16 protein-coding genes are annotated in these 25787 nt (G+C 55.8%); all 16 read right to left on the reverse strand.

The window, feature by feature from the left end; all coding sequences use genetic code 11:
* Positions 1-10: 10 nt before the first annotated feature.
* Positions 11-1192: a YgeY family selenium metabolism-linked hydrolase gene (locus tag ACFPDR_RS09340; protein ID WP_376911044.1), complete on the reverse strand. Its 1182-nt coding sequence runs from the start codon at positions 1190-1192 to the stop codon at positions 11-13.
* On the reverse strand, positions 1183-2118 hold the full coding sequence (locus ACFPDR_RS09345) for an N-carbamoyl-D-amino-acid hydrolase (RefSeq protein ID WP_009454329.1): 936 nt from the start codon (positions 2116-2118) through the stop codon (positions 1183-1185). Before ACFPDR_RS09345 ends, ACFPDR_RS09340 begins: the two co-directional genes overlap by 10 nt.
* A gap of 150 nt (positions 2119-2268) precedes the next feature.
* A complete protein-coding gene (locus ACFPDR_RS09350) occupies positions 2269-3912 on the reverse strand; it encodes a dipeptide ABC transporter ATP-binding protein (protein ID WP_376911045.1) in 1644 nt (547 codons plus the stop codon).
* A 24-nt stretch (positions 3913-3936) separates the two neighbouring features.
* Entirely contained in the window at positions 3937-4776 is an 840-nt protein-coding gene (locus ACFPDR_RS09355) for an ABC transporter permease (RefSeq protein ID WP_009454332.1), read from the reverse strand.
* Positions 4777-4803: 27 nt separating this feature from the next.
* Positions 4804-5745: an ABC transporter permease gene (locus ACFPDR_RS09360; protein WP_239055631.1), complete on the reverse strand. Its 942-nt coding sequence runs from the start codon at positions 5743-5745 to the stop codon at positions 4804-4806.
* Positions 5742-7340: an ABC transporter substrate-binding protein gene (locus ACFPDR_RS09365; RefSeq protein WP_376911046.1), complete on the reverse strand. Its 1599-nt coding sequence runs from the start codon at positions 7338-7340 to the stop codon at positions 5742-5744. Before ACFPDR_RS09365 ends, ACFPDR_RS09360 begins: the two co-directional genes overlap by 4 nt.
* A 77-nt stretch (positions 7341-7417) precedes the next feature.
* A complete protein-coding gene (locus ACFPDR_RS09370) occupies positions 7418-8662 on the reverse strand; it encodes a Zn-dependent hydrolase (RefSeq protein ID WP_115633608.1) in 1245 nt (414 codons plus the stop codon).
* Positions 8659-9906 (reverse strand): diaminopropionate ammonia-lyase, encoded by a 1248-nt coding sequence (locus tag ACFPDR_RS09375; RefSeq protein WP_083053577.1) that lies wholly within the window; start codon positions 9904-9906, stop codon positions 8659-8661. Before ACFPDR_RS09375 ends, ACFPDR_RS09370 begins: the two co-directional genes overlap by 4 nt.
* 21 nt (positions 9907-9927) lie before the next feature.
* Complete coding sequence (locus ACFPDR_RS09380) at positions 9928-10773, reverse strand: MurR/RpiR family transcriptional regulator (protein WP_137430462.1); 846 nt, start codon at positions 10771-10773, stop codon at positions 9928-9930.
* Positions 10774-11099: 326 nt separating this feature from the next.
* Complete coding sequence (locus tag ACFPDR_RS09385; RefSeq protein ID WP_268378380.1) at positions 11100-12779, reverse strand: hypothetical protein; 1680 nt, start codon at positions 12777-12779, stop codon at positions 11100-11102.
* 8 nt (positions 12780-12787) lie between these two features.
* Positions 12788-13618: a peptidase gene (locus ACFPDR_RS09390; protein ID WP_155624297.1), complete on the reverse strand. Its 831-nt coding sequence runs from the start codon at positions 13616-13618 to the stop codon at positions 12788-12790.
* Between the two features lie 133 nt (positions 13619-13751).
* Positions 13752-18947, reverse strand: a complete 5196-nt coding sequence (locus tag ACFPDR_RS09395) for a YheC/YheD family protein (protein WP_268378379.1) — start codon at positions 18945-18947, stop codon at positions 13752-13754.
* Between the two features lies 1 nt (position 18948).
* Positions 18949-20208, reverse strand: coding sequence for an HlyD family type I secretion periplasmic adaptor subunit (locus ACFPDR_RS09400; RefSeq protein ID WP_081055302.1), 1260 nt, complete (start codon positions 20206-20208; stop codon positions 18949-18951).
* A complete protein-coding gene (locus tag ACFPDR_RS09405; RefSeq protein ID WP_376911047.1) occupies positions 20198-22387 on the reverse strand; it encodes a type I secretion system permease/ATPase in 2190 nt (729 codons plus the stop codon). The genes ACFPDR_RS09400 and ACFPDR_RS09405 overlap by 11 nt, the downstream gene beginning before the upstream one ends.
* A gap of 151 nt (positions 22388-22538) precedes the next feature.
* Complete coding sequence (locus tag ACFPDR_RS09410; RefSeq protein ID WP_376911048.1) at positions 22539-24281, reverse strand: Ig-like domain-containing protein; 1743 nt, start codon at positions 24279-24281, stop codon at positions 22539-22541.
* A partial coding sequence (locus ACFPDR_RS09415) for a hypothetical protein (protein ID WP_376911049.1) occupies positions 24233-25787 on the reverse strand: 1555 nt, incomplete at its 5' end. The genes ACFPDR_RS09410 and ACFPDR_RS09415, both read right to left, overlap by 49 nt.

The raw sequence follows: 25787 nt of genomic DNA on the forward strand, positions 1-25787 counted from the left end.
CCGATTGCTCTTACGCTTGTCCCGCCAGTTGAAGGCAAAGCTGTTCGTAAATGTCCTTGGCCCCCAGAACATCATCGATAGCTACCGACTCATCCGCCGTATGCGCCTGCGCTTCCTCGCCCGGTCCCAGACCGATGGTGGGAATGCCACGTCGCCCGGCGGACTCGGAGCCATTGGTGCAAAACCACCAGGTATCCATTTCCACCACACGCCCAGCTTGCTGGACCGCTTGCACCATGGCTTGGGCCAAAGGTGCCGACTCATCCAGTCGCCAGGCGGGCAAGTCCCGCTCCGGGCTGGCCTGCTGGCCTGTATAGGTTTGTACCTGACTGTCCACCAGTTCCAGCGAAAAGCCCTCCACGCCTGCCGCTTGCAAGCATTGCTCCATTTGCTTGAGCACCGATTCACTGCTTTCCCCCACCAGGGTGCGGCGATCAAAACGCACGGTAACGGAAGAAGGAATTAGCGAAATGGAAGGATGCGGGTCAGAAATAATGTCGGTTGGCACCAGCAAAGCCTGCCCCACCTGCGCATCCTGCGGCAATTCCAGCGTCTGTAGGGCCGAAATCGCCCTGGCTGCGGCCTGAATCGGATTAACTCCCAGGTGCGGCAAGGCTGCATGGGCAGGACGGCCTTGCAGGCGCAGCAAGATCTCCTGCCGCCCTTTCTGCCCAACCATGATGCGCAAACGCGAAGGCTCACAAATCACCACGGCACCGGGCGTGCATTGTTCCAGAGCATGAGACAAGGCATAGCCTTCAATCACTTCCTCCATCACGCTGGCAGACACGGCAATACGCTGTTTCAAGGCGCCGCTACGAGCCGCTGCCGCCGCGCCACACAGAGCAGCGGCCAAGCCTGCCTTCATGTCACTGGTGCCGCGCCCATACATGCGGCCATCCTTGATCTGCGCTCCAAAAGGCTCCACCGTCCAGGTTCCAGCAATAGGGACCACATCCATATGAGCATCGAATAACAACGCCAGCGGGGCCTGGGCCGGGCCCACAAAGCCCAGCACCGAACCTTTTTCATCAACACTGATTTGATCAAAGCCCAAGTCCCGCATGACTTGCTGCACAAAGTCCGCCATGGCCTGTTCCTGCCCGGACAGGCTGGGAATGCGCACAAAGGCCTGTGTCAGGCTGACGACGTCCCAGGCCAGATCCATTTGCTTGTGTTCGCTCACGCCCATGGCACTACCGCTCCACGTTGCGAGCTGATCAAACCATAAGCCTCTGGTCGACGATGACGCTCAAAGTTGAAGGTCGTGCTTTTGTAGGAATGGCACAGATCCAGATCGCAGCGGGCAATGGCTAGCTCGTCACCCTTGGTCGAGCAAGCCGCGACAATCTCGCCAGACGGTGCAATGATGGCACTGCCCCCAATCATCTCGATGCCCTCTTCGCTACCCGCCTTGGCCACGCCCACCACCCAGGTGCCATTCTGATAGGCCCCGGCCTGCATCACCAGATGGTTATGGAACATGGACAGGTCGTCGTGCTCGGGTGCGGGCGGATTATGAACCGGCGTGTTGTAGCCCAACATGACCATTTCCACGCCCTTCAAACCCATGACGCGGTAGGTTTCTGACCAGCGGCGGTCATTGCACAAGGCCATGCCCATCACGCCCCCAAAGGCTGACCACACGCCGAACTCGTGGCCGGGTTCAAAGTAGTATTTCTCCAGATGCTGGAAAGCACGCCAGGGCTCGTCCTGGCCGTGACCGGGCAAATGCACTTTGCGATACTTGCCCACAATCGTGCCGGTTTTATCGACCAGAATGGATACGTTAAAGCGACGCTTGACGCCGTTTTCAATGACCAGCTCGGCATAGCCCAGGTAGAAACCTATCTGCAATTTGGCAGCGGCATCAAACAAGGGCTGGGTGTCCGGCCCCGGCATCTGGGTTTCGTAAAAACAATCAAAATCGGAAATATCCTCGCTGAACCAGCGCGGGAAAAACGTGGTCAGTGCCAGCTCGGGAAACACCACCACATCAACATCCATTTTTTTGGCCTGATGCAAATGGGCCAGCAAGCGGTCGACCACCTGTTTCTTGGTTTCGTTGCGCGCGATAGGACCCAGTTGGGCCGCAGCTACATTGACAAACCTGGACATGAAATATGAACTCCATCAACAATTAAGATCCGCCCTGGGCGGGATTCGGAACGCCCGGCCCCTCTCAACCAAGGGCCAGAAATCGAAAACAGACTGCGCGCCGGGCTGCGCACAAGGCTCAGCCCCCAGCTGCGCTGACACGCGCATCAATCAGGCATAAGCACAAAAATTCTGAAAATCCCAATGCACACCGGGTGCGGATTCCACCAGTTCACGGGTGTAAGCCTGACTAGGCTGGCTAATGACACGGCCTGGGTCCCCGGCCTCCACAATCCGGCCCTTTTGCATCACCACAATGCGGTCAGAAATCTGCGCGGCAACACGCAAGTCATGGGTAATGAACAGGATGGCAACGCCGGTTTTGCGCTTGATATCGACCAGCAACTTGAGCACCTGCTCTTGCACCAGCACATCCAGCGCCGACACGGATTCGTCCGCAATCAGCACATCCGGCTCCATTACAATGGCGCGGGCCAGGCATAGTCGCTGCCGTTGGCCGCCCGAGAATTGATGCGGATAGCGCTCCAGCACATCGGCATCCAGGCCCACAATGGACAAAACCTCGGTCACGCGCTCAATGGCGACTTTGGGATCAACGCCGATGTTGTGCATGCCCTCTGTCAAAGACTGGCCGATCGTCACGCGGGGATTCAGCGAGCGATACGGGTCCTGAAACACGATCTGCACTTTGCGCCGCTGCGCCAGGCTGCGATCCTTGCAGGCGGCGGGTAAAGTTTCACCGTTCAGAGTGATCTGCCCGGAACTGGCCTCAACCAGGCCAATAATGCAGCGCGCCAAGGTGGACTTGCCCGAGCCGGACTCCCCCACGACGCCCAGCACTTCATCTCGGCGGATATCCAGATTGATGTCGCTGAGCGCATGCATCCTGCGACCTTTGGAGAACCAGCAATCCGAGCCATAGACCTTGCCCAAACCACGGGCGCTCAGCACGATCTCGTTTTGCACTTCCTCTTTTGCAGGCGGATGCACATTGGGAACGGAAGCAATCAGGGAGCGGGTGTAGGCTTCTTTGGGGTTGGACAGAATCTGCTGACACGTCCCCATCTCCACACTATCGCCACGCTTCATCACCAGAATCCGGTCAGCAATATCGGCCACCACACCAAAGTCGTGCGTCACAAAAATGACCGAGGTGCCGCATTCGCTTTGCAGTTCCTTGATCAGGCTTAGAATCTGCTTTTGCGTGGTCACGTCCAACGCCGTGGTAGGCTCATCCGCAATCAACAAACGTGGCTGCAAGATCAAGGCCATGGCAATCATGATGCGCTGGCGCTGACCGCCGGACAGCTCATGCGGATAGGCCATGAAGAGTTTTTCCGGCTCCGGCAAACGCACGCGCTCCAGCATATTGATCACACGCTGGCGACGCTCCTGCCGGGAACTGTTCTTTTCGTGGATACGGATCACTTCGTCGATCTGCTCGCCCACTCGCTGCACCGGATTCAGCGCGGTCATGGGCTCCTGAAACACCATGGATATGGCCGAAGCCCGCAAGGACAGCAAATGCTCCTTGTTCATGGTCAGCAGGTTCTCGCCCATCAGCTCGATACTGCCTTGGCTGACACGCAAGGTATCGGGCGGCAACAAGCCCATGATGGCAAAGGAACTCAAGGATTTGCCCGAGCCGGACTCGCCCACAATGCACAGAGTCTCGCCTGCATACACATCAAAGCTGAGCTTGTTCACCAACTGGCGGGGATTGGCCGCTTTCGTTTCGATGCACAAGTCCTTCACCGACAAAACACAGTGGGGCTTGGTCGTAGAGGTATTCATTGTTATGTCTCCTGCCCTCGTCACTTACAGCCGTGTGACCAGCTTGGGATCCAGAGCATCGCGCAAGGCGTCGCCCAGGACGTTGATACTGAGAATGGTGATGGACAGCACAATGCCGGGGTACAGCACGATGCCGGGAATCAGCTGAAAGTACAGGCGACCTTCGGCAATGATGTTGCCCCAGGAGGCCATCTCGGGAGGGATGCCCGCCCCCAGGAAACTCAAGATCGCTTCCAGCAACACCGCCGAGGCAAACACATAAGTGCCTTGCACAATCAGAGGGGCAAAGGTGTTGGGGAACATATGGCGCGACAAGATCACGTAGGCCGAAGTCCCTACCGTCATGGCCGCTTCCACATAGGGCTCGGAACGCACGCTAAGAATCACGCCCCGCACCAACCGTGTCATGCGTGGGATCTCCGGGATGGCAATGGCGATCAGTACCGTGGTCAGGCTGGCACCGGACACCGACACCAGCGCAATGGCCAGCAAGATGCCAGGGATGGCCATCACACCATCCATCACTCGCATGATGACGGCGTCCAGACGGCGGAAGTAACCCGCCAGCGAACCCAGAATCACGCCAAAGAACACGCTGATGGCCAGGACACCGAACCCCACCATGAAGGACACTTGCGCCCCATACACCACGCGGGAATACAGATCCCGACCCAGTGCATCCGTCCCCAGCCAGAACTGCTCGGAAGGCGGTTGCAGACGCACACTGGGGTCCAGTTGGGTGGGATCTTGCGTACCCAGAAACGGAGCAAAGATCGCCATGGCGGCCATCAGGATCAGGAACAGCAAGGCAGCACGGGCCGAATTGCTGGCGACCACTTTCTTCAATTTGTTGAGCTTTTGCATATTGTTCTACCTGTAAAAAGCGAGGGCTCAATAATCGATACGGGGATCGACCAGCATGTAGGAGATATCAATCAGCAGATTCACTCCTACATACACCAGCGAAAACAGCACGATCAGGCTCTGAATCACCGTAAAGTCGCGGGACAGCACCGCATCCAGCACCAAACGTCCCAGCCCTGGAATGTTGAAGACCGATTCCGTTACCACCACCCCGCCGATCAGCATGGTGATGCTGATGCCGATAATCGTCAGGATGGGAACCGCCGCATTGCCCAGGGCGTGACGTGTCAGGACACGACGCTCACTCAGGCCCTTGGCACGGGCGGTGCGGATGTAGTCCTCATTCAAGGTATCGATCACACTGGTGCGCACAATGCGGGTAATCAGGGCGATGTACACCGTGCCCAGGGACACCGCAGGCAGAATCAAATGCCGCAAGTGTTCCCACAGGCCTTCACTCAAGGGCTTGTAGCCCTGTACCGGCAACCAGCGCAGCTCCAGCGAGAACAGCAGAATCAACAAGTAAGCCACGATGAATACCGGCACGGAAAAGCCCGCCACCGACCCTGCCATCACAAAGCGATCCAGAGACTTGCCCCGATACCAGGCCGAGCACACCCCCAACGGAATGGAAATGGCCAGGGTGTAGGCCAGAGTCAACAAGGTCAGCGAAACCGTAGGCCCCAGACGATCCAGCACCAGATCCTTGACCGGGCGGCTGGAGATCAGGGACGTGCCAAAGTCCCCTTGCACCATGCTGCCCAGCCACTGCACGAACTGCACCGGCACTGGCTGGTCCAGCCCCATCTGGTGACGGATTTCCGCAATCTGTGCATCCGTCGCGTTATCCCCCGCCACCAGCACCGCGGCATCGCCATGTGTCATGCGCAGGACCACAAAGATCACCAGCGCCACAATCAGCAATACCGGGATGGTGGCCAGTACGCGCTTGAAAATAAGCCCAATCATCGCTTCTCCACATTCCAGAAGACCGGAACCGGCGTTTGCAGAAAGCCATTCAGGTTCTTGCGCACGGCGCTGACCATCTTGAACTCACCCAGAGGGACGATCACACCTTCATCCATGATGTGTTTTTGCAAGTCCGTGGCCAAACGCCCCAGCTCGGACTCGCCACTGGCGCGGGCAAATTCCATGCGTGTCTTTTCAATGGCAGGGACATCCGGCCAGCCAAACCAGGCCTTGTCGCCGTTGGAGGCCACCGCCATGAAGCTCAGCGGATTGCTGACATCCACCAGCCCGGAATAGGTGGTGATGATGCTCCAGCCCCCCTCTTGCACGGGACGCTTGGAGGTGCGGCGAGTCTGCACGGTTTGCCAGTCCATGGCTTCCACATTGACGGTGAACCCGGCATTGCGCAGTTGCTGGGCAATCACCGGCACCACGGGCGAAGTCAGGAAGTCGGTGGGATGCAGCAAGACCACGGGCTCGCCCTTGTAGCCGGCCTGCTCCAGCCGCTTTTTCGCACCGGCAGCATCCCCCTTGAAGTAGGCTTCAGAACCGGCTTGTGACGGGAAAACGCTGTGGCAGCCAAACACGGCACCACACGTTTCAAAGTATTCCGGGTTGCCCACTTGTGCCTGCATCAAGGGCTTCTGGTTCAGCGCCATCATGGCGGCCTGACGCACTTGCTTGTTATTGAATGGCGGCTGCAGGAAGTTAAAGCGCATCTCGGTCTGCGCGCCCCGAGCCGTAGAAGCATTCAGAACAATGTCCGACTCGTTTTGCAGCAGGGGCAAGAGGTCCAGCTGAACCTGATCGATCACATCAATCTCGCCGCTGCGCAGCGCGTTCACCCCGGTCATGGCATCGGGCATGGCGACCCAACGCACACGATCTACCTTGACCTGTTTGCCACCGGCCAAACCGCTGGCAGGCTCATTGCGGGGCACGTAGTCCGGGTTTTTCTCGAACACAGCCTGCACACCTGGGCGATATTCCTTCTCCACAAATCGGAATGGTCCCGAACCCACCGTAGAAGTAATCGCCTGACTGACCGGCGTGCGTGCCACATCCTTGGGCATGACAAACAAGGGCAAGGAACTGGGTTTGCCCATGGCGCGCAACGCGATGTCGGTCGGGAAAGAGAACTGCATCACAAAGGAGCGGTCATCCACGACCTCCATCTTGGTCAGGAACTCCGTCATGATCTGGCCCATCTTGTCCAGCTGAATCCAGCGCTTGATGGACTCGACCGCATCTTCAGCCGTTACGGGCGAGCCATCATGCCAGCGCAGGTTTTCACGCAAAGTCATGGTGTAGGTCTGGCCGTCCTCGGACACTTTCCAGCCTTCCAGCATCTGGGGTTTGACCTGGCCTTGCGCATCTTCAGCCAGCAAGGTGTCATACACCATATAGCCGTAGTTGCGCACAATGTAGGAGGTGGTAATGACCGGGTCCAGGGAGCGCAAGGGCGCTTCCATCACGGCGGTCAGCGTGGTTTGAGCACTGACAGCCACGGGGGCAATAGCGGTGATGGCAAGGGCAGCCCAGACGGCGGCTAACGATTTCGCAGGACGCAAGCGGTCCTTAAGCAGGTTGCTCATGTTTTGTCTCTCCAGGTAGTTAAAAGCGGTCCGCCTTTGCTCTTGTGGCGGCGGTCCCGTCATCAGGGATTTACTGCTTATTCACGGGCCAGCTCCACCAAGGTCGATAGCAGAATCGAACATCCCGCTATCAGGTCTTTATCGTGGGTAAACTCTGCCGGGTTGTGGCTCAAACCACGTACACTCGGTACAAAAATCATGCCTGTGGGGCAGGATCGAGCCAGCATCTGCGCATCGTGCCCGGCACCGCTGGGCATGCGCTTGACCGAGCAGCCCAGATCCTTGGCGTGTTGCTCGACCTTGCTAATCAAGCGTTCATCAAACTGCACCGGATCAAAGCGGGCCAAATGGCGATGCTTGATCTGCACACCCTCACGCTCGGCCGCCTGTCGGGCAAAATCCAGCACTTCCTGCTCAGCCTGATCCAGGCTGGCCTTGTCCACATTGCGCAAATCCACGGTAAACACGGCTTTGCTGGGGATCACATTGACCAGATTCGGAAACAGCTCGCAGCGCCCTACTGTGCCCAGTTGCGGCGGGCCGTAACGCTCAGTCAACTGGCGTACAAAACTGCCAATTTGTTGCGCCACGACACCGGCGTCATGTCGCAAATGCATGGGCGTGGTGCCAGCATGGTTGGAGACACCTTGCACCTCGAACTCCAGCCAGCAAATCCCTTGCACGCCAGTCACGGCACCAATATCAATACTTTCGTGTTCCAGAACCGGACCTTGCTCAATATGCAGTTCCATATAGGCATGCACATCAGGTTGGCCGCAAGGCATGGAACCGGCGTAGCCAATACGCTCCAGGTTCTCGCGCACGGTCGTGCCATCAATGCCCACGGTGTCCAGTGCCTCCTGCAAGGACAAGCCACCTTGAAACACCAGGCTGCCCATCATGTCCGGAGCAAAGCGTGCGCCCTCTTCATTGGTAAAGGCCACCACTTGCAAAGGACGATCCAGCTGCACATCGGCATCATTCAAGCTGGCCACCACTTCCAGTCCAGCCAGCACGCCCAGATTGCCGTCGTAGCGTCCGCCAGTTCGCACGGTATCGATGTGCGAACCCGTCATGACCGGCGCCACATCCAGACGGCCAGCGCGTGTCCCGATAATGTTGCCGATCTGATCAATCTCCACACTCATGCCCAGATCACGCATCCAGCTGACCACCTGATCGCGGCCCGCCTTGTCCTCATCCGTCAGGGCCAGGCGGCAGACGCCGCCCCCGTCGATTGCACCAATCTGCGCCAACTGCGCAATACGCTGCAGCAAGCGTTCGCCATTAATGGCTAAACAAGTGCTGGCTGGGCTGTTCATACCGGCTCCTGAGCCAGCACTTCTTTGGCGCTCATACCGACAATGCGCTGATACAGCTCTGCATCGGTATCGCCTTCGCTGGCAAAAAATAGGATTTGGCTGTTTTCATCAATACCCAATGCCTGACGCCAGTCCGCTTGCTCGCACGCAGCCATGCAAGCCGCCACACCGGCCACGGCAGACTCACCCGCCACAATCGGCGCATCACCTTTATCGGCACGGGCCAGACGGCGCATAGTTTGCAAGGCGGCATCGTCTTCTAGCGTCATATAGGCATAGGTGCCGGGATCCAGAATTTCCCAGGCCAGCAAGGAGATTTCGCCGCAAGCCAGACCGGCCATCACCGTATTCAAATCACCGGTGACCGTGACGGGCTTACCTTGAACAGCACTTTGGAACAGGCAATCGGCCTTGTTGGGTTCCACCACAATCAAGCGAGGGCGCTGCGCACCCAGACGCTCCCACATATGGGCGCATACGGCCGCCGCCAAACCACCCACACCACCCTGAATAAAGACGTGAGTCACCGGCTTGCCCGAAGCAATCTGATCCAGCGCTTCCTGCACCATCACGGTGTAGCCCTGCATCACATCCTTGGGCACATCCATATAGCCCGGGTAGGACGTATCGGACACCACAAAATAGCCATGCTCTTTGGCATCTTCAGCAGCCTGGCGCACCGAATCATCGTAATTGCCGGGCACGCGCACTACCTTTGCCCCGTAAGAGGCAATGGCCTGCTCACGACCAGTACTGACATGTTCATGGATATAGATCACGCACTGACAACCAGCATTCTTCGCCCCCCAAGCCACCGAGCGGCCATGATTGCCATCGGTCGCGCAGGTCACGGTCAAACCAGCAATAAAGTCCTTGTAGGCAGGACTCTTCAGATCATCCAGCGTCAGGCTGGCATTGCCGGTATGAGCTTGCAACTGACGCAACAGCAAACGATTGACGGCATAAGCACCGCCCAAAGCCTTGAAGCTGCCCAAACCAAAACGACCGGCCTCATCCTTGTAATACACCCCACCCACCTTCATCTGCGCGGCCAGACCGGGCAAATGACGCAAAGGGGTAGGCGCGTAACCGGGCCACTGCACAATGCTGGCCTGAGCCTGCTCGAAGGCGGCTACCGACAAAATCGATTGCAAGGAGGCGTCATATTCCTGGCTGTCCTGAACGCAACGAGGGTTCAGATACAGTTGCACCGCGCCTTGCTCCCGAACGGCATGTTTGTTCATGTCTGCTCCACTTTTATGGGTTTAATTATTGGACTTCAAGTCCTGAAAACTGCGATGGATGGATTCAATCTTCTGCAACTTGCGCGCCACCTGCGTCTCAGCCTGTAGCGCTACCCGACTAACCAGATAATTGATCAGGCTGAGCGTGCCGGTATGCGAGTCAAACAAGTACTCCCCACGCGTCGCCACCGTGAAAGCAATGTCTTGCGACCGCAGCAAGGAGCTTTCCAGACCATCCGTCAAAAAAGCCATCTGCACTGACTCGCCCCGCAGATGCTCCACCAAGGAAGGCAGGAGCACCGAGCGACGACGAAAATCCATCACCAGGGCCAGATCCCCTGCTTCCACATCAGCCAGTTGTTCGGTCAGATGGGCCACCGTGCCCACCGCCAGATGCACATCCGGGCGCAACTGCTGCAGTAAAGAGTGGGCGTAGCACGCCAGGATCTGGCCATTGCGGAAACCAAACACCCAGATGCGTCGTGCTTTCAAAGCAGCTTGGGTGAACTTATCCAGATGCTGTTCAGTGATGTTCTGGAAGGTGGTGGAAATGTTCTGTACGTCCGCATTGATAAACGGCGACATATCGGCCTGAATACCGCTGCTGGACATGGAGTGCAGACGCTTGAAGGGAGCACCATCACCCATTTGCTCGCGAGCCGTAACCCGGAACTCGTTAAAGCCGTTAAAACCCAGACGCCGGAAAAAGCGCACCGCGGTAGCCGCCGATACACCTGCTTTCTCGGCCAGTTCCTGGGCGGAGTAAGTCGCCAGCTGCCCCATATGAGACAGGACCACATCGGCCAACCGCCGCTCCGCGCTGGGCAGGACATCGAGAATATCCAGGATCGAATCTTTGATGACCATGACACAACCTAAAATTGAAATTTGTTTTTCATATAATACTTAATAAAATTTTAATTTCAATTATGGATGTAATGATTTGGCTCCGTATTTACCCTTGGGAGCAGAAAAAAAGAAAGAAGATCATGATCTCACGTCCACCAAGAGTGGCTTCAAATAAGGCCCACAGAGAAAAATAAGGGATAAACCCTTATTGGGAAAAATTTCTGTTTCCTGGCAATGAAAGCATAAAGCCCATGATGAAATTTAAATTTCATCATGGGCTTTGGTAAGACAAATTTCAGAACCAAGGCCGCTTGCAGAAGCCAGAAAAACCCCGTCAAGTGGGCCTATTGCGCTGGCAACAAAGACAAACAACGCGCAATCAGAATATCGGCCATGGATAGATTCTTGGCCACACTTCGGGACCAGAGCGCATAAATCTGGCAAGCCAGCATGACATCCTCAACATCAAATGCCAACAGCTCACGTCGATACGCGGATGCCTCTTGCAAGGCCTGTCGCATCACGGCAGGCGATGTTGCTGATGGCCACCCTGCCCCCGCAGGCATCCATTGCCAGCGGCTCCAGCTCATCAGCCAATGCTGGCCAGCGGGACTTCGGGCTACTCTTCTACCCAACAGGCTTGGCAAGACCAGTTGCCTTGGCAGGACCTCCAAACGCTCTGAAATCAAACCCTGCTTATCTCGAAAACGCTCCAGTCGTTCTCTTGCTGCCTCATCTTCGGCCATCAAAAGGCATGCTTGCCAGTCCAGTTCCTTGAACCAACGCTCGTGCAAAGGTGCATTCGCACGTTCGTAGCGCGCCTGCAAGTCCTCTGAAATCGAACAGGCCAATAAGCGCGTACGTAAGGAGGGAGCGCATTTGCGCTTTTCCGACTCACTTAGCCATTGCGCCTGCGCCTCCCATGGCCAGATCAAAGCCTGTAAATCCTTGTCCTGATGCACGGCCAGCAAAGGCGGCACGGGCCAATGCGGCAAAGCTTGCTCCAGTAAGGTGCGCTCATGCTCGCCCACCGTCTGCCGACTGGCGTCATAAAGCTTGAGCAAGCTGGTACTACTGTGCTCCCCTGCCGGCTCCTGAAGCAAGGCCACATAAGCAGCATGGCCCTTTTCCACCAAAAAGCAGGAGGCCTGCTTGATCGGTCCTTTCAAGCCCAGGAGCGTCGTCAACTCCATCAGGCCGGTATAGGGCGCAGACAAATCCTGGATGTACTTCTGCAAGTTCAAGGGCTCCTGAATCGCTTTAGCGCTTTGCACACGATCGGGCAGAAACAGCAGAAACACTTGCGCCTGATTCTTCCAAAGCAGTTGCACCCGTAGCAAAGACGTAAACAACTGGATCAGCATCTGCCTGCAGGCAATCACACAGATCACAATCCAAACCACGGCCGGGGCCTGCACGTAGGGATAGGTCAAGACAATCCAGGCCAATACAAAAATGAAACCCAAATGCCAACCGTATTTGGACAGGCTTTCTGCCTGCACCAGCACTCGAAACGAGGAGTAATACCACGCCAGAACCGCCAGTAACAGCCACGCCAGCAGATACACTGCCATTCCCAAAGCCAGCGAGGGATACACCCACAACAACAAAAGCAGCACCGCCAACAGCAAAATACTGGATGACAGCAAGCGGGCCAGAATCATGAAGTACTTGCGTGTCTTGCCTTGGTACCCGATGGGCAAGCCGATCTTGGCATGCGCATCCAGCAGCTTTTGCGCGCCATGCTTTCCAACCTGCCCAATGGCCCATTCACATAAAACGTGCACGACAAAAGCCGCCAGTACGATCAGGCCAATCGCCATCACTGGCTGATCCCCAATCAACCACTGCCAGCGTACCGGAGAACGGCCGTCAATAGCGGTCAATAGTTGCCAGGGCAATACCAGGCTGATCAGCAAGGAGGCCAGGGAGCACAGAACCAGTAACACGATCAGAAGCAGGCTGCCTGCGGTGTGGCGTACCAGAGACCGGTATACAGCCAAAAAATGTGTGGCGCTGCGCATCAGCAGACTCAATGCAGGACCCGAGCCAAGGCCCGACACATGGGCGCATCAAGGTCTTTAGAGCCTTGCTCGCGGACTGGCCACCGATAACTGGGCAAGTCCATGCTTTGCGCCGTACTGCGGCTTAACTCTCCCAGTTCCTCCAGCACCCGCTTGACCATCTCGCTATGCTTGAAGCTCTGGTTCGTAAAGACGGGAGTGCCATCGGTATAGCGTAAACGGTTTAACGAGGCAGGAATTTCAATGGCATCTGCATCTTGCTGCTCCCACCAGAAGCGCACAGCGGAATAAGACTCCCCGACTACGTCCTGACAAGAAACAGGGCCGGAAGAAACTTGTTGATAGCGTTGCAACCGCTCTGGCCCCGCAAAAGCTGTTTCCATCAAACGAGCCATCCCCTCCAGATACCAGGGACGTTTGAACATGGCGTAGCCGTACTGATACAGATGGAATAGCTCATGAGCCGGTGTCAGGTTACGACTGGGGTCCAGCTGATTATTCACATAGATACGCAGACCACATGGTTCCGAATCCGCCTTGCGGGAGGGACGGCTTTGTACGGGTTCATGGAACGCAAGACCATTGCCTTTACGCATGGCCAGCACATAGACATTGATGGTGTGCGCCTGGTTATAGCGCGGTTGATGCAAAGGTGGTGTCAAATGCAATACATCTGAATAGAAGTCTCGTGCTGCTTGCAACTGCAGCAATAAATCATCCATCCGGTCAGGCACGCCATTACCATTCAAGTCCTGTGTATCGGGCAGAGCATGTTTACCCTGCGTGGCGTACCACAGCTTGAACTCCCCCTGCTCCACGGTATGGGGCAACTGCTCCATGGTCTTGAAAACCTGGCGAGCACAGTGGGTCTCCTTCGCATGAACCACAGCCCCAAACAAGAGCGCCGCAGATAGGCAAACTGCCTTCAGGATCACTGGCATAGCCCGTCCTTGATACCGTGCTCCCATATATTCAAACGGCTTCTGCCAGGCTTTCATTCAGGATCTCAAAACTGGCAAAACCGTCAACAGACGCCTCCTGAGACACCTCACAAGACTGAACGCGCGCTGCTTTAGGGCCAAGACGGCATTTTTCGATCAGTTGGGCCACGGAACGAGCGGGGCCAGACAAGACAGCCTCTACCTTGCCATCTTCCCGATTCCAGACAGTCCCTTGCACCCCATGCAAGTGCGCTAGACTCCACAACCATTGACAGAAACCCACCCCTTGCACCTTGCCGCTGAGCAAGATCCGTTGAGTATGGATCGGCACCTGCTTTTGCACCGGAAACAGCTGCTCGATCAGCAGGCCCGCCACATCCCGTGCCTGGCCATGCTGAATGAAATGCTGACCAAACTCTGGATTGCTATTGATTTCTATGATCGCCCACTGCTGCTTGCGTGGAGATTTACGCATATCCTCCGCCAACAAATCGACCCCTACATGGACAGCGTCATATAAAGCCATACGAGCTCGCACCGCAACCTCGGCCCATTCCGGGTGAACCTGGGCAGTCAGATCATGCCCCTCGCCGCCTGAACCAATATTGGCAACTTCATGAAGCTGTACACGCTGATCGTTGGGAGGGATCGATGCGCTGTGCAAACCGCACTTCTCCAAATAATTGATAACCGTAGCGCTCAGGGCAATCAGCTTGGAACGCAGATACGGGTTTTGCTGACGTTGCTGGTTTTTAAGCGCAACCAGTTCCTCAATACTGTGCCGCCCGTCCCCGATCACAAAGGCTGGCACACGCTCGGTGACTGCACACAAACGCTGGCCAATCACAATGAGGCGGTAATCCTTGCCCTTGATCTGCTCTTCACAGATCACCGTCTTGGTCCGCATCTTTTCAATCACCGCCCACCCCTCCTCAAAATGGGTTCGGCTCTGTATATCCGTACTAATACCTGCCCCACCGGAACCGGCCAAGGGCTTCAAGACAATCGGCGTTCCCAGGCTGCTGGCAAATTCCCAAGCCTTATCCATGGCATCAATAGCAAAGCTGCGACCACGCGGTGTATTCAAACCAGCCTGACTTAACAGCTTTTTGGTCCATTGCTTATTGGTGGTGGCCTGCGTCGTCGCGGCGCGAGTCAAACCGCACATGCCATTTACAAAAGCGATCTGCTGAGCCGAATCCCGAATCAGGGTCAGCGAGCTATCCACTATTTCCACTTCCAGATTGCGGCGATATGCCGCCTGACGTAACAAGCGAGTTTGAATAGCTGCACTATTCAGTACAAAAGAATCACCTTGGCAGGACGGGCTATAGGGAGCCGCAGGTGCCAGCACAGGCTTACCACGAAAACGCGAAGCATGATGCCGATTCTCCAAGGCATAGCGTATCAATTGCTTCGGCAAGTCCTGAAAACTCTGGCCATAGGCCGAAAATGCTGGGGTGGCGACCGCCGGATCAGCATTAATTTCAATGACATAGGCATTGTCTTTCGCCGATGCCTGAAAGTCTCTGGCAATAATATCCAGACCCAATTGCGTAGCGTGCGGAATGGCATGCCAGACTTGCTCGGCCATCTGGCAGATAGAGGGATGAAGAAATTCCAGCACACCAACACTTTCTCCGCCCAGGGCCACATTGGACACCATGGCCAAACGCACATATTCGTGGGCAGGCGGCACATAGCTCAAATCCTTGCCCAGCACTTGCGTCAAATAATCAAAACTCTTGATGGGATAAACCTTCAACAAAGGATTGCGCTTGCGATCCTCGTTCTTTTTATCGACCAGTTGCTCAATCGTGCTGCGGCCATCTCCCACCACATAGGCTGGCACACGACATACCGCTGCGGTGACCTTGCCGTTCAACACAAACACACGGACCTCATCCCCTTGAATGAAGTCCTCCACAATGATGTTGTTGCCCCCTCCACCAGCTTTCACCCAAGCTTGCTGAAACAGGCGTTCGTCCTGAATATGGGCCGTTACTCCTTTACCTCCCGTCCCCGTTCGAGGCTTCACCACCTGCGGCAAGCTGCGCGATCGGAAATAGCGTCGTGCTGCCCCAAAAGACTGAAACACCCGCCCCTGGGGAACAGCAATACCCGCCTTCTGCAAAAAAAATTTGCTTAACTCTTTATTATTTGCAATCCGCCGTGTCGCCAAGGATAGATCTGGTGAATTGGGTGAAAACACCGAGACCAGGCGAGCCGATTCATAAATTTCCAGGCAAATATTTTTGCGTACCTTGGCACTACAATCACGTGCTTTGGCCTGATCCCGAATCATATGATAAACGGGGTTGGCGATACCTTTACGCAAGTAGCGGGATGAGGAATAGTCATTTTCACCGCCCGACATTACCCGGCGTAGCAGCGCCTGATTCTCCGGGCTGGCAGCCTGAATCAGGATGGTTTTTTTAGAAGCGGCCGCTTGGGCCTGAACCAAGGCATAAGCATAAAAATCAGTTTTCAAGGCAATCGCGCTATCCAGGCACCCTTTCAGACCAGGATAAGAGTTCACCTCGAACAAAAACAACTTGCCATCTTGAATACCAAAATCACAGCCCAGGGCATCTATCTCAAAGTCATAGTGTTTCTGCAGAACCTGAGCAATATCCAAAGCAGCTTTGGCCAGTTTCTTCTCCAGGCTTTTTGCCGTCTTCTGACCATAAATATCCGTCAGAAAATCTACTGCTTCATAAGACGAGCCGCCCGTTGCCAAATTGGAAGTCAAATCGCCTGCGCCTACACGAGCGTACTTTCGGGCAACGGCCCATTGTCCAGATGCCGCCCGGAATACAGGGACACGAATATCAAAAGGCTTTTGTTGCAAGGAGCGACTGGAAACATAGCGTTGAATCATCCAGGTCTGTGCCGACTTGCCACGGCAAAAACCTAGCAACTCCTCTGGAGACAACAGCTCGCTATCCGTATCACTTTCCAACTGATACACCTGCGCGTCCAGCTTGCTCAAACGGTATACCTGCTTGCCCCGATTGGAGCGATACGGCTTGAGGACTACACTGCCATAGGCATCGAGCATACGGCGCAAAGCCTCCACGCTCAAGTCCGCAGCTTCAATCATCAGTCCGGCTGTTTGGCGATCTTTTTGCAGAATATCCAGGGTTACAGCCTTTCCGCCCAAACGTCGACATAACAAGCGGCTGCGGTCTTTCAAGGACGCCAGAATCTGACGCTGCGCACCCGTATTAGCTGGGGCATTGTCAATCACAGGAGGCAGGGCCGCATAGCCCTGCTCCCATCGCTGGCCATCAAACAAATAGCCTTTCACATACCCACCCTGCTCTTCAAAATCCTGATAAGAAAGGTACAACACAGCCAGCCCTTTAGCCCAGGCAGCGTGAGCCAAGGCCTTGACCTCCATAAAGCGAAGGGGGCTTTTGGGATAGCTCAACAATCCAATTACAGCTTGCTCAGAAACTGGCTTCAACAAGGATTCTGATAACGTCCGGGAGCTTGCTTGCGCCACAGAAATGGAGTTTGAAGAAACAGGCTCATGACCATTCGGACTATCGGGTGTCAAGGTCTGCAAATACTTCAAATACGCCACATACCCCGACAAATAGTGCTCAATATCATCAATCCGCACTCGGAAACTATGATGACGGATAAAGAAGCCATTCAGGATACGTGCCGGATTCTTGAAGTACATGGCCAGCTCAGGCCAAAAGAAACCATCCAGCAAGCTGCGGGCGCGTATTTCCAGTGCCTGATAAAAAGTGTCCAGCGGGAAGCCATCAAGCATGGCCTGGATCTGAGGATTGGCGTCAGACTGCATGCGCACAATCATGCGCTGGGCCGCCATCATCAATTCCAGCAAGGTAGGAAATGTGGTGATGCGGTTTTGTACAAAGTCCAGATAACCGTGCACATTGTCCAGGCCAAACTGGTAGTAGCGCGGCTCCGGTTTGTACAAGGTCAATTCGTTGACGCAGTAGCTCAACCAGTGGTCATGCGCCTTCCAGTGCTCGGCCTTGATGAAGAAATCAAAAGCCTTTTCAACCGTGGACAACCAGCGGGCATCGCGGGTCAAACCATACAGGCGCATCAGGCCAAAGGCGGCCTCACCGTCGTAATAAATAATCCGGTGTTCGTCCTTCAAGGACAGATCGGGATAGTTCAACACATGCACAAAGGACCCGGACTCAGGGTCTTGCATGAAAACAATACCCAGCGCCAATTGTTCCAGCAAAGGCAGGTACCGCTGATCGCCCGTCAGCTCCGTATATTTCACCAGGGCCAGCAAACAAACAGCATTTCCCCCCAGCTTGATCTCATCGCCTGTGTCCACCAGAAAAGCGGCAGTAGAACCATCAGGCAGGCTCATTACCTTGATCAGGCTTTCAGTCAGATACTGCAAGGCGCGTTCAATCGCCTGCTTCTGATTGTCCAATCCCGTGACTTCCCATCCTTCCAGCAAGGCATAGGTGGAGCTGGCATGACGCAAGGCGTTGTAAGTGGGAATTGCACGGTCAAAACATGGAAACCAGCCATAGTGATACTGGCCAGTTTGTTTAACTTGCTCAGCCAGATACTGGGTACTGGCATCAATGGTATGACGCACACGCCCAGGCCCCCAGTCCAGCACCTTGCGGTAGCCACTGTGACGGCCCTGGTGTTCTATCTCATGCACGTCCTGGCCATCGCTGAACACGGCCATCGTCTTGAACCGCCAGACCGTCTCCTCGGGGTTTTGTGGCCAATCCAGCGCCTGACCAAAACGCAGGCGGGAATAATGGGCCAGATTCACCGCATTGGGTGTGGCCTCGCCCAGCTTGCCGTCATATAGAATCGCGTTGGCGGCCAGTTCCTGCTCCAAAAACGCGATTGAAAAATCTGCCTTGAAGGACAGGCCAAAACGAAAGTAATTACGCTTGGACAGACTCATGCGTTCTTGTTGATCGGCCCAGCTATACGCCTCTACCCGATTTACCAAATCCACACGCAACCATAATGCGGGCTTATCCTGCCCGGCCATCCAGGAGTTCAAGGTCTGACTGCCCTGCTCCCATGCCTGCTCAAAACTCTGCCCTTGAGAAATCTGCACATGGGCACGCTCCTGACCATTGCAAACGCTGAAAAACAATACGCAAGCTGGTACGCCTTCTGGCAAGTCGCTCACCGGCTCGGAAGCCAGTTTCGTCGCTAATAGCGGCTTACATTGATTCAATAAAATAGACAGGCTCATCTCAACGCTCCCGCAAGGCTTCCTGCGCCCGATTAATAGGCTTGATCAGGTACTCAAATACCGTTTTTTCGCCTGTTTTAATGTCTACCGTGGCAATCATCCCCGGCACAATGGGGTAACGAATGCCGCTTTTCTCGTTCACCAAGGCGTCATCAGTGGTACGGATAAAAGCGCGGTAATAAAAAACTTCGGGTTTGATTTCGTCCTGAATCGTGTCGGGTGACACAGTCACCACCTCGCCATTCAAGGCGCCATAAATGGAGTAGTCATAGGCTGTGACTTTGACCTTGGCTTCCAGACCTGGCCGGATAAAGGCAATGTCGCGCGGCGAGATACGTGCTTCCACCAGCAACTGATCTTCCATAGGCACAATCACCATCAAGCGGCCATTGGGTGGAATCACCCCACCTTGCGTAGTCACTTCAATGTCTTTCACCACACCGCGCACGGGCGAGCGCAAAGTCAGGCGGGACAGCGAGTCCGAGCGTCCACGAATGACCTCTTCCAAAGAGTCCGCCTCGGCCTTGGCACGCGCCAGCTCTTCGCGCGCTTTCACCATGTATTCGGCCTGGCGCTCGGTAATCTTCAAACGAATTTCCGACACCTGACGTTGCAGCTTGAGTACGTCCACATGGCTGGCAGCCCCGGCTTTAGCAAGCGACTGGGTCAAGCGCAACTCTTCGCTGACAATGCCCAAGGACTGCCTCAGGCCTGATATGGACTCATTCAAGCCAGCCTGGCGCGTGTTGTACAAACGCGTTTCGGCCTGAATCAACGAGGGGAACTCGTTCAAGGACTCCGGGAAGCTCAACTTGGTGCCGTTCACCTCAGCTTCCAGTCGTGCCACGCTGGCTACTGCCGCCCTGTGTTTGGCCGCACTTTCACCGACGTTCGCTTCTGTTTTAGTCAGATCCAGTTGAGCCAGAATTTGCTGCGGCTCCACAATGTCGCCCTCGCGCACATAGAGATGGGAAATAATCCCGCCCTCCAGGGACTGAATAACCTGCTCGCGCGAGTTGGGAATGATCTTGCCGGTTCCCGAGGAAACCTCTGTCAACTCCGCAAAGTAGGCCCAGGCAATCAGCACCACCAGGAGCAAACCAAAGAACCAGATAATGCGGTTGGAGCGCACAATCTGCGCTTCGCTTACATCGTCCTGATACTGGTGCTGATCCCGATTGGGGTCAAAGAGCAAAACCGCGTCCAGACTTTGATCCGACTTATCCGAGCTCTTGGGTTTGTTTGAGTTCTTAGTTGTCATTGGCGGGCTCCTGCTTTTTCTTTGCGCCTTGAGCCAGCTTGTCCAGCACGACTTGTTTCTTGTCATCCATCACGATCTTGCCGTTGCTGACCACCAGAATCCGGTCCACCAACTCCAGCATGCGCAGCTTGTGCGTGGCCATAACCAGGGTCTTGTCTTGTGCCCAGTGATGAAGGTGACGAATAAAGTGCCTTTCGCTGGCGTCATCCATGGCTGAAGTAGGTTCATCCAGCAACACCACATCCGGATTGGCCAGAATCAGGCGCGACAAAAGCAAAGCCTGACGTTGTCCGCCCGACAGGCCTTTCCCACCCTCGGTCAAGACATGATCAAGGCCAGTAGGCAAGCGTTGAATGAACTCGATGGCACCCGTCATGGTCAGGGCTTTCAGAATGTCCTGATCGCTGGCCAGGGGCGCACCCAAGGTAATGTTGTCGCGTATGGTTCCGTAGAACAACGATGCGCTCTGACTGAGCAAGCCCATATCACGCCGCAAATCTGCCGTATCGATATGCGCCAGACTGACGCCCTCTATCGTGGCGGTGCCTTCAGACGGGATCAGCAGACCGGATAACACTTGTAGCAAGGTCGATTTACCCGCCCCGTTACGTCCCAAAATGCCAATTTTTTCACCCGCCCGAATCTGCAGATCTTTGATGGACAAAGCCACAGTGGGATTGTCGGCGCGGTAGCTGACCTGGCAATCCTTGAACACATAGTTGCCACGAACATTGGCAACATGAATGCGCCCTTCCTCCACTGCGTCATCATCGGTGGGCAAGCTCATCAGCTTGTCGATCGCACCAATGGCAACCTTGGTTTGCTGCCAACGGGACAGAACGCCAGTTAGCTTGGCCATTGGCGCCAACATGCGTGTCCCCAAAATAGAAGCGGCAATCACCGAACCGGTGCTCAGTTCGCCATCAATCACCTTGAAGGCACCGAACATCACAATGACCGCGAACACTGAACCCTGCACCGCGCTCGTCCAGCTGCTCAACCAGCTATTTAAGGACCGCAATTTCAAAGCCACATCCGCGCTGGCCGCGTTGAAGTTATTCCATTGATTCTGAAAACGCAGTTCGGACTGCGTGGTCTTGATGTCCTCATAGCCTTGCACGGCTTCCACCAGAATTGCATTACGCAAACTGGCCTCGCGCGCGGACTGACTGGCGTACTGGCGCAAGCGTGGTTGCGCCAGCAAATTAGGCACAATCATCAACACCACAGCCACTAACGGCACCCAGACCAGACTGCCCGCCAGATACCAGAACACCAGACAAAAAAGCAAAAAGAACGGAATATCGACCAAGGAGGTCACTGTTGCCGAGGTCAACATTTCACGAATGCTGTCCAGTTCGCGCACCTGGGCAATCAAGCTGCCGGTCGATTGCGGCCGGTCGCTATTACGGATACGCAGCACACGACCATATACCCGATCAGAAATGCGCAAGTCCGCCCGCTTGCCCAGCATGTTAATTACCTTGCTGCGGGCAATCCTGAAGGTAAAAGAGAACACCAGGGCCACCATCACCCCGCTGAACAACACATACAAGGTCGGATAGGACTCGGCCGGAATCACTCGGTCATAGACCTGTCGGGTAAACAGAATTCCGGACAACCCCAACACATTGATCAAAAAAGAGGCCACAAACAAATGGGAGTACGGGCGCCAGTCACTAAAAACAATTTGCTTGAGCCAATGCCTCTCAAAAGGTTTGACGTAGTCATCGACGCGGGCGTCAGCCACGGCATGAATGGGCCGCATCACAAACGCCGCCCGTACATTGCTCAACAGATCCGCAACCGCCACTTCGCTAAGCAACCCTTCATCGCCGCTATAACGGATACCCAGCAAACCGCCTTCATTGATCTGCTCAACCACCCCGACCTGGCCGTTTTCCAGCTGCACCAGCAAGGGCAAGCGCCAGATATTCAGATCGCTTTCACTTAAGGTGACGGGTTTGACGTACAAGCCTGCTTCTTTCGCAAGGCGACGCAACACATAGGCAATGTCTCGCGTCTTCAACCAATTGGCTGTCAGCTCCAGATTCTGGGACGAGACATCCAGACGGTAATGCCTGGCTATGGATAGAACAGCGTCAATCCAGGGTTTATACAAATCCTGGGGCCCGGCCTCGGGGGCCACGGCAACAGATACGGCTTCCTGCAATGGCATGCATTCATCCTTGAGAAATACAACGGTCAAACGTCTTATCATTGACCTGCGTACAGGACAGTGAGAAAAGGTCTGCCTATAAACAAGCACAGCAAAAGCAGCACAGACAGAAAAGCACTGGGCTTTACAGCCCAGTGCTCCCGGTGATGAATTAGCCTACAAGGCTGTGCTCATCCAGCTCGTCAATGACGGGGTCAACATCGACTTCCGGTACCAGCAGTTCTTCTTCGCTGATACCTTCAAACGAGGTTGGCTCGCCAGCGGCTTGGCCAGACTGCTCCTGTTCATCCTCCAATGCGCCCAGATCAACATCGGTGTCCTCCGTGCCTTGAAGCTCAATGCTCTCTTCAAGAACCGCAGGCTCTTCTGTTATCTCTGGCGTATGGTCCTCAACGTTGTCCAAGGACAAGGTGGATTCATCTGCACCCATCTCGTCAAAGTCAGCGCTGAAGGCGGATGCTTCAGGAACATAAGGACCGTCACCGTGCTCGACGCCCACCGTCAGGGTGGCGTCAGCCGTAGTGCCGTTTGGATGCTCCAGACGGTACTCGAAGACATCCTCATTACCAGTCTCTTCCAGACCAGGTTTAGGCTGGTAGGAGTAGCTGCCGTTGGTGTTGATCGTCAGCGTGCCATGCTGACCTTCCACCGTGGTTCCATTGATAACTTCCACAAAGTTGCCGTTGGCATCCTTGATCAGGAACTTGGTGTAGGTCGAGGCCAGATGATCGTCAGCCAGAACATTACCGCTCGCGCCGTGAATGTTCTTGATGACATATTCATCCAGATGGGTGACCGACTGAGTCTCGTAACCCAACTCCAGCTTGCCGCCCGTGCCTGTACCACTACGCTGATACGTTGCCGTAACGGTGTAGTTTCCAGCCTCAAGCCCTTGCAGCATTTCCTGAACACTCAGGTTGCTGAGCAGACCGCCCGACCCGGTGTACGTCTTGGAATATCCACCAGGACCGGTCACCGTCACCTTCAAGCTATCGGTAACGAGAAGCTCGTCAGGTGAAGAGGCCGTGATCTTGACGTTAGCCTTGCTGTTTGGATCAACCGTAAAGCTGACCGATGTGGTCTTGGTAACCGCTCCAGCAAAAATTCCGCCAATATCTTGGCTAGGAGCTTTCTGGCTAGGTCCACCTTGGGTCACACGGTAGTCACTGTCGATAACAGCTTCGCCCGTGTTGCTGTTGGCAACCAAGTCAACTTCAGCTGGCTGGGACGGATCTTCGGGCCAGATCAGGCCTTGGCCATCACTGTCGATACGGACGTGAATCTTGGCGGTGCTGATGGAACCGTCAGCGGCCTTGATCGTGTACTCGAAGGTTTCCACCTGGCCAATACCGGAGCCGTCGGTGTTGTTTGGCGTGTAAGTAAACTCGCCATCTGCACCAATAGTCAGCGTGCCGTATTCACCTTCAAACGTCGTTGTACCGTTGGCACCTACTTGCTCCCCATTGATATGGGTCACTTTGGCGCCTTCGCCAGCAGCGTCGTTATCGAGCACATTGCCGCTTACCGGAGTGGACGTGTAAGAGCCAGCCTCAGTGTGGTCGTAGAACGTTGTCGAGCCTTCCACCTTGGTGGTAGTCAAGACACTCAGACCACGCACAGCCGCAATCACCTGGTACTCGCCTGGAGGCAAGTCATTGATGGTGAACTTGGCCTTGCCACCGAAGATACCAATGATGTCGATCAAGCCTCCGGATCCCGACTCCTCAAGCACCTTCCAGTCGCCGTTCTCATCCTTGACACGCAGCTGAACCTTGACGTTATCGAGCACACTAATCGCAGAACCCGAAGAAACGCTGATTTCGCTGGTAGCAGTCTCACCCTCTCCTACTGTGAAGCTGAAGCGCGGAGCACCATCAAAGAAGGCATCCCACAAACCACCAATGTCGATAATCGACAGACGGCTGTCGGACTGAACCTTAGTGTCCAGTTCGGTAGGTTCGATATCCAGCTTAGCCGTGAAGTAGTCGTCGGAGACGTCGGCATCGGCGTCCGCATCAGCATCAGCGTCTGCGTCTGCGTCTGCATCGGCATCAGCGTCAGCGTCAGCGTCAGCGTCAGCGTCAGCGTCAGCGTCAGCGTCAGCATCTGCGTCAGCATCTGCGTCAGCATCGGCGTCAGCATCGGCATCAGCGTCGGCGTCAGCATCAGCATCAGCATCCGCGTCAGCATCGGCGTCAGCATCGGCGTCGGCATCCGCATCGGCGTCAGCGTCGGCGTCCGCATCAGCATCAGCGTCGGCATCTGCATCCGCGTCGGCATCGGCATCGGCATCAGCGTCGGCATCAGCATCAGCATCAGCATCAGCATCAGCATCAGCATCAGCATCAGCATCCGCGTCAGCATCGGCGTCGGCATCCGCATCGGCGTCAGCGTCAGCGTCGGCGTCCGCATCAGCATCAGCGTCTGCATCTGCATCCGCGTCGGCATCGGCATCTGCATCGGCATCAGCGTCAGCGTCAGCATCTGCGTCAGCATCTGCGTCAGCATCGGCATCGGCATCGGCATCGGCATCGGCGTCAGCGTCAGCATCCGCGTCAGCATCGGCATCCGCGTCGGCGTCTGCGTCTGCATCGGCATCAGCATCTGCATCTGCATCGGCATCCGCGTCTGCGTCGGCGTCGGCATCAGCGTCGGCATCTGCATCCGCGTCGGCATCGGCGTCAGCGTCAGCGTCGGCATCAGCATCAGCATCCGCGTCGGCATCGGCGTCAGCGTCGGCATCAGCGTCTGCATCTGCATCAGCATCAGCATCAGCATCAGCATCGGCATCAGCGTCGGCGTCGGCATCAGCGTCTGCGTCAGCATCTGCATCCGCATCGGCGTCAGCGTCAGCGTCAGCATCCGCATCCGCATCAGCATCCGCGTCGGCATCTGCATCGGCATCAGCGTCAGCGTCAGCATCTGCGTCAGCATCGGCATCGGCATCGGCGTCAGCATCCGCGTCAGCATCGGCATCGGCATCCGCGTCAGCGTCTGCGTCGGCGTCTGCGTCGGCGTCTGCGTCGGCGTCGGCGTCGGCATCAGCGTCGGCATCGGCGTCAGCGTCAGCGTCAGCGTCGGCATCAGCATCAGCATCCGCATCCGCGTCGGCATCGGCGTCAGCGTCGGCATCAGCGTCTGCATCTGCATCTGCATCTGCGTCGGCATCGGCGTCAGCGTCAGCGTCAGCATCGGCATCCGCGTCGGCGTCCGCATCCGCATCCGCATCCGCGTCAGCGTCTGCATCAGCATCGGCATCCGCGTCTGCGTCTGCGTCTGCGTCTGCATCGGCATCAGCGTCCGCATCCGCATCGGCGTCAGCGTCAGCATCAGCGTCAGCATCAGCGTCAGCATCAGCGTCAGCGTCAGCATCAGCGTCAGCATCAGCGTCAGCATCAGC

Origin of the sequence: Alcaligenes sp. GCM10023179 (assembly GCF_042653705.1) — a bacterium.
Lineage (GTDB): Bacteria > Pseudomonadota > Gammaproteobacteria > Burkholderiales > Burkholderiaceae_B > Alcaligenes > Alcaligenes phenolicus.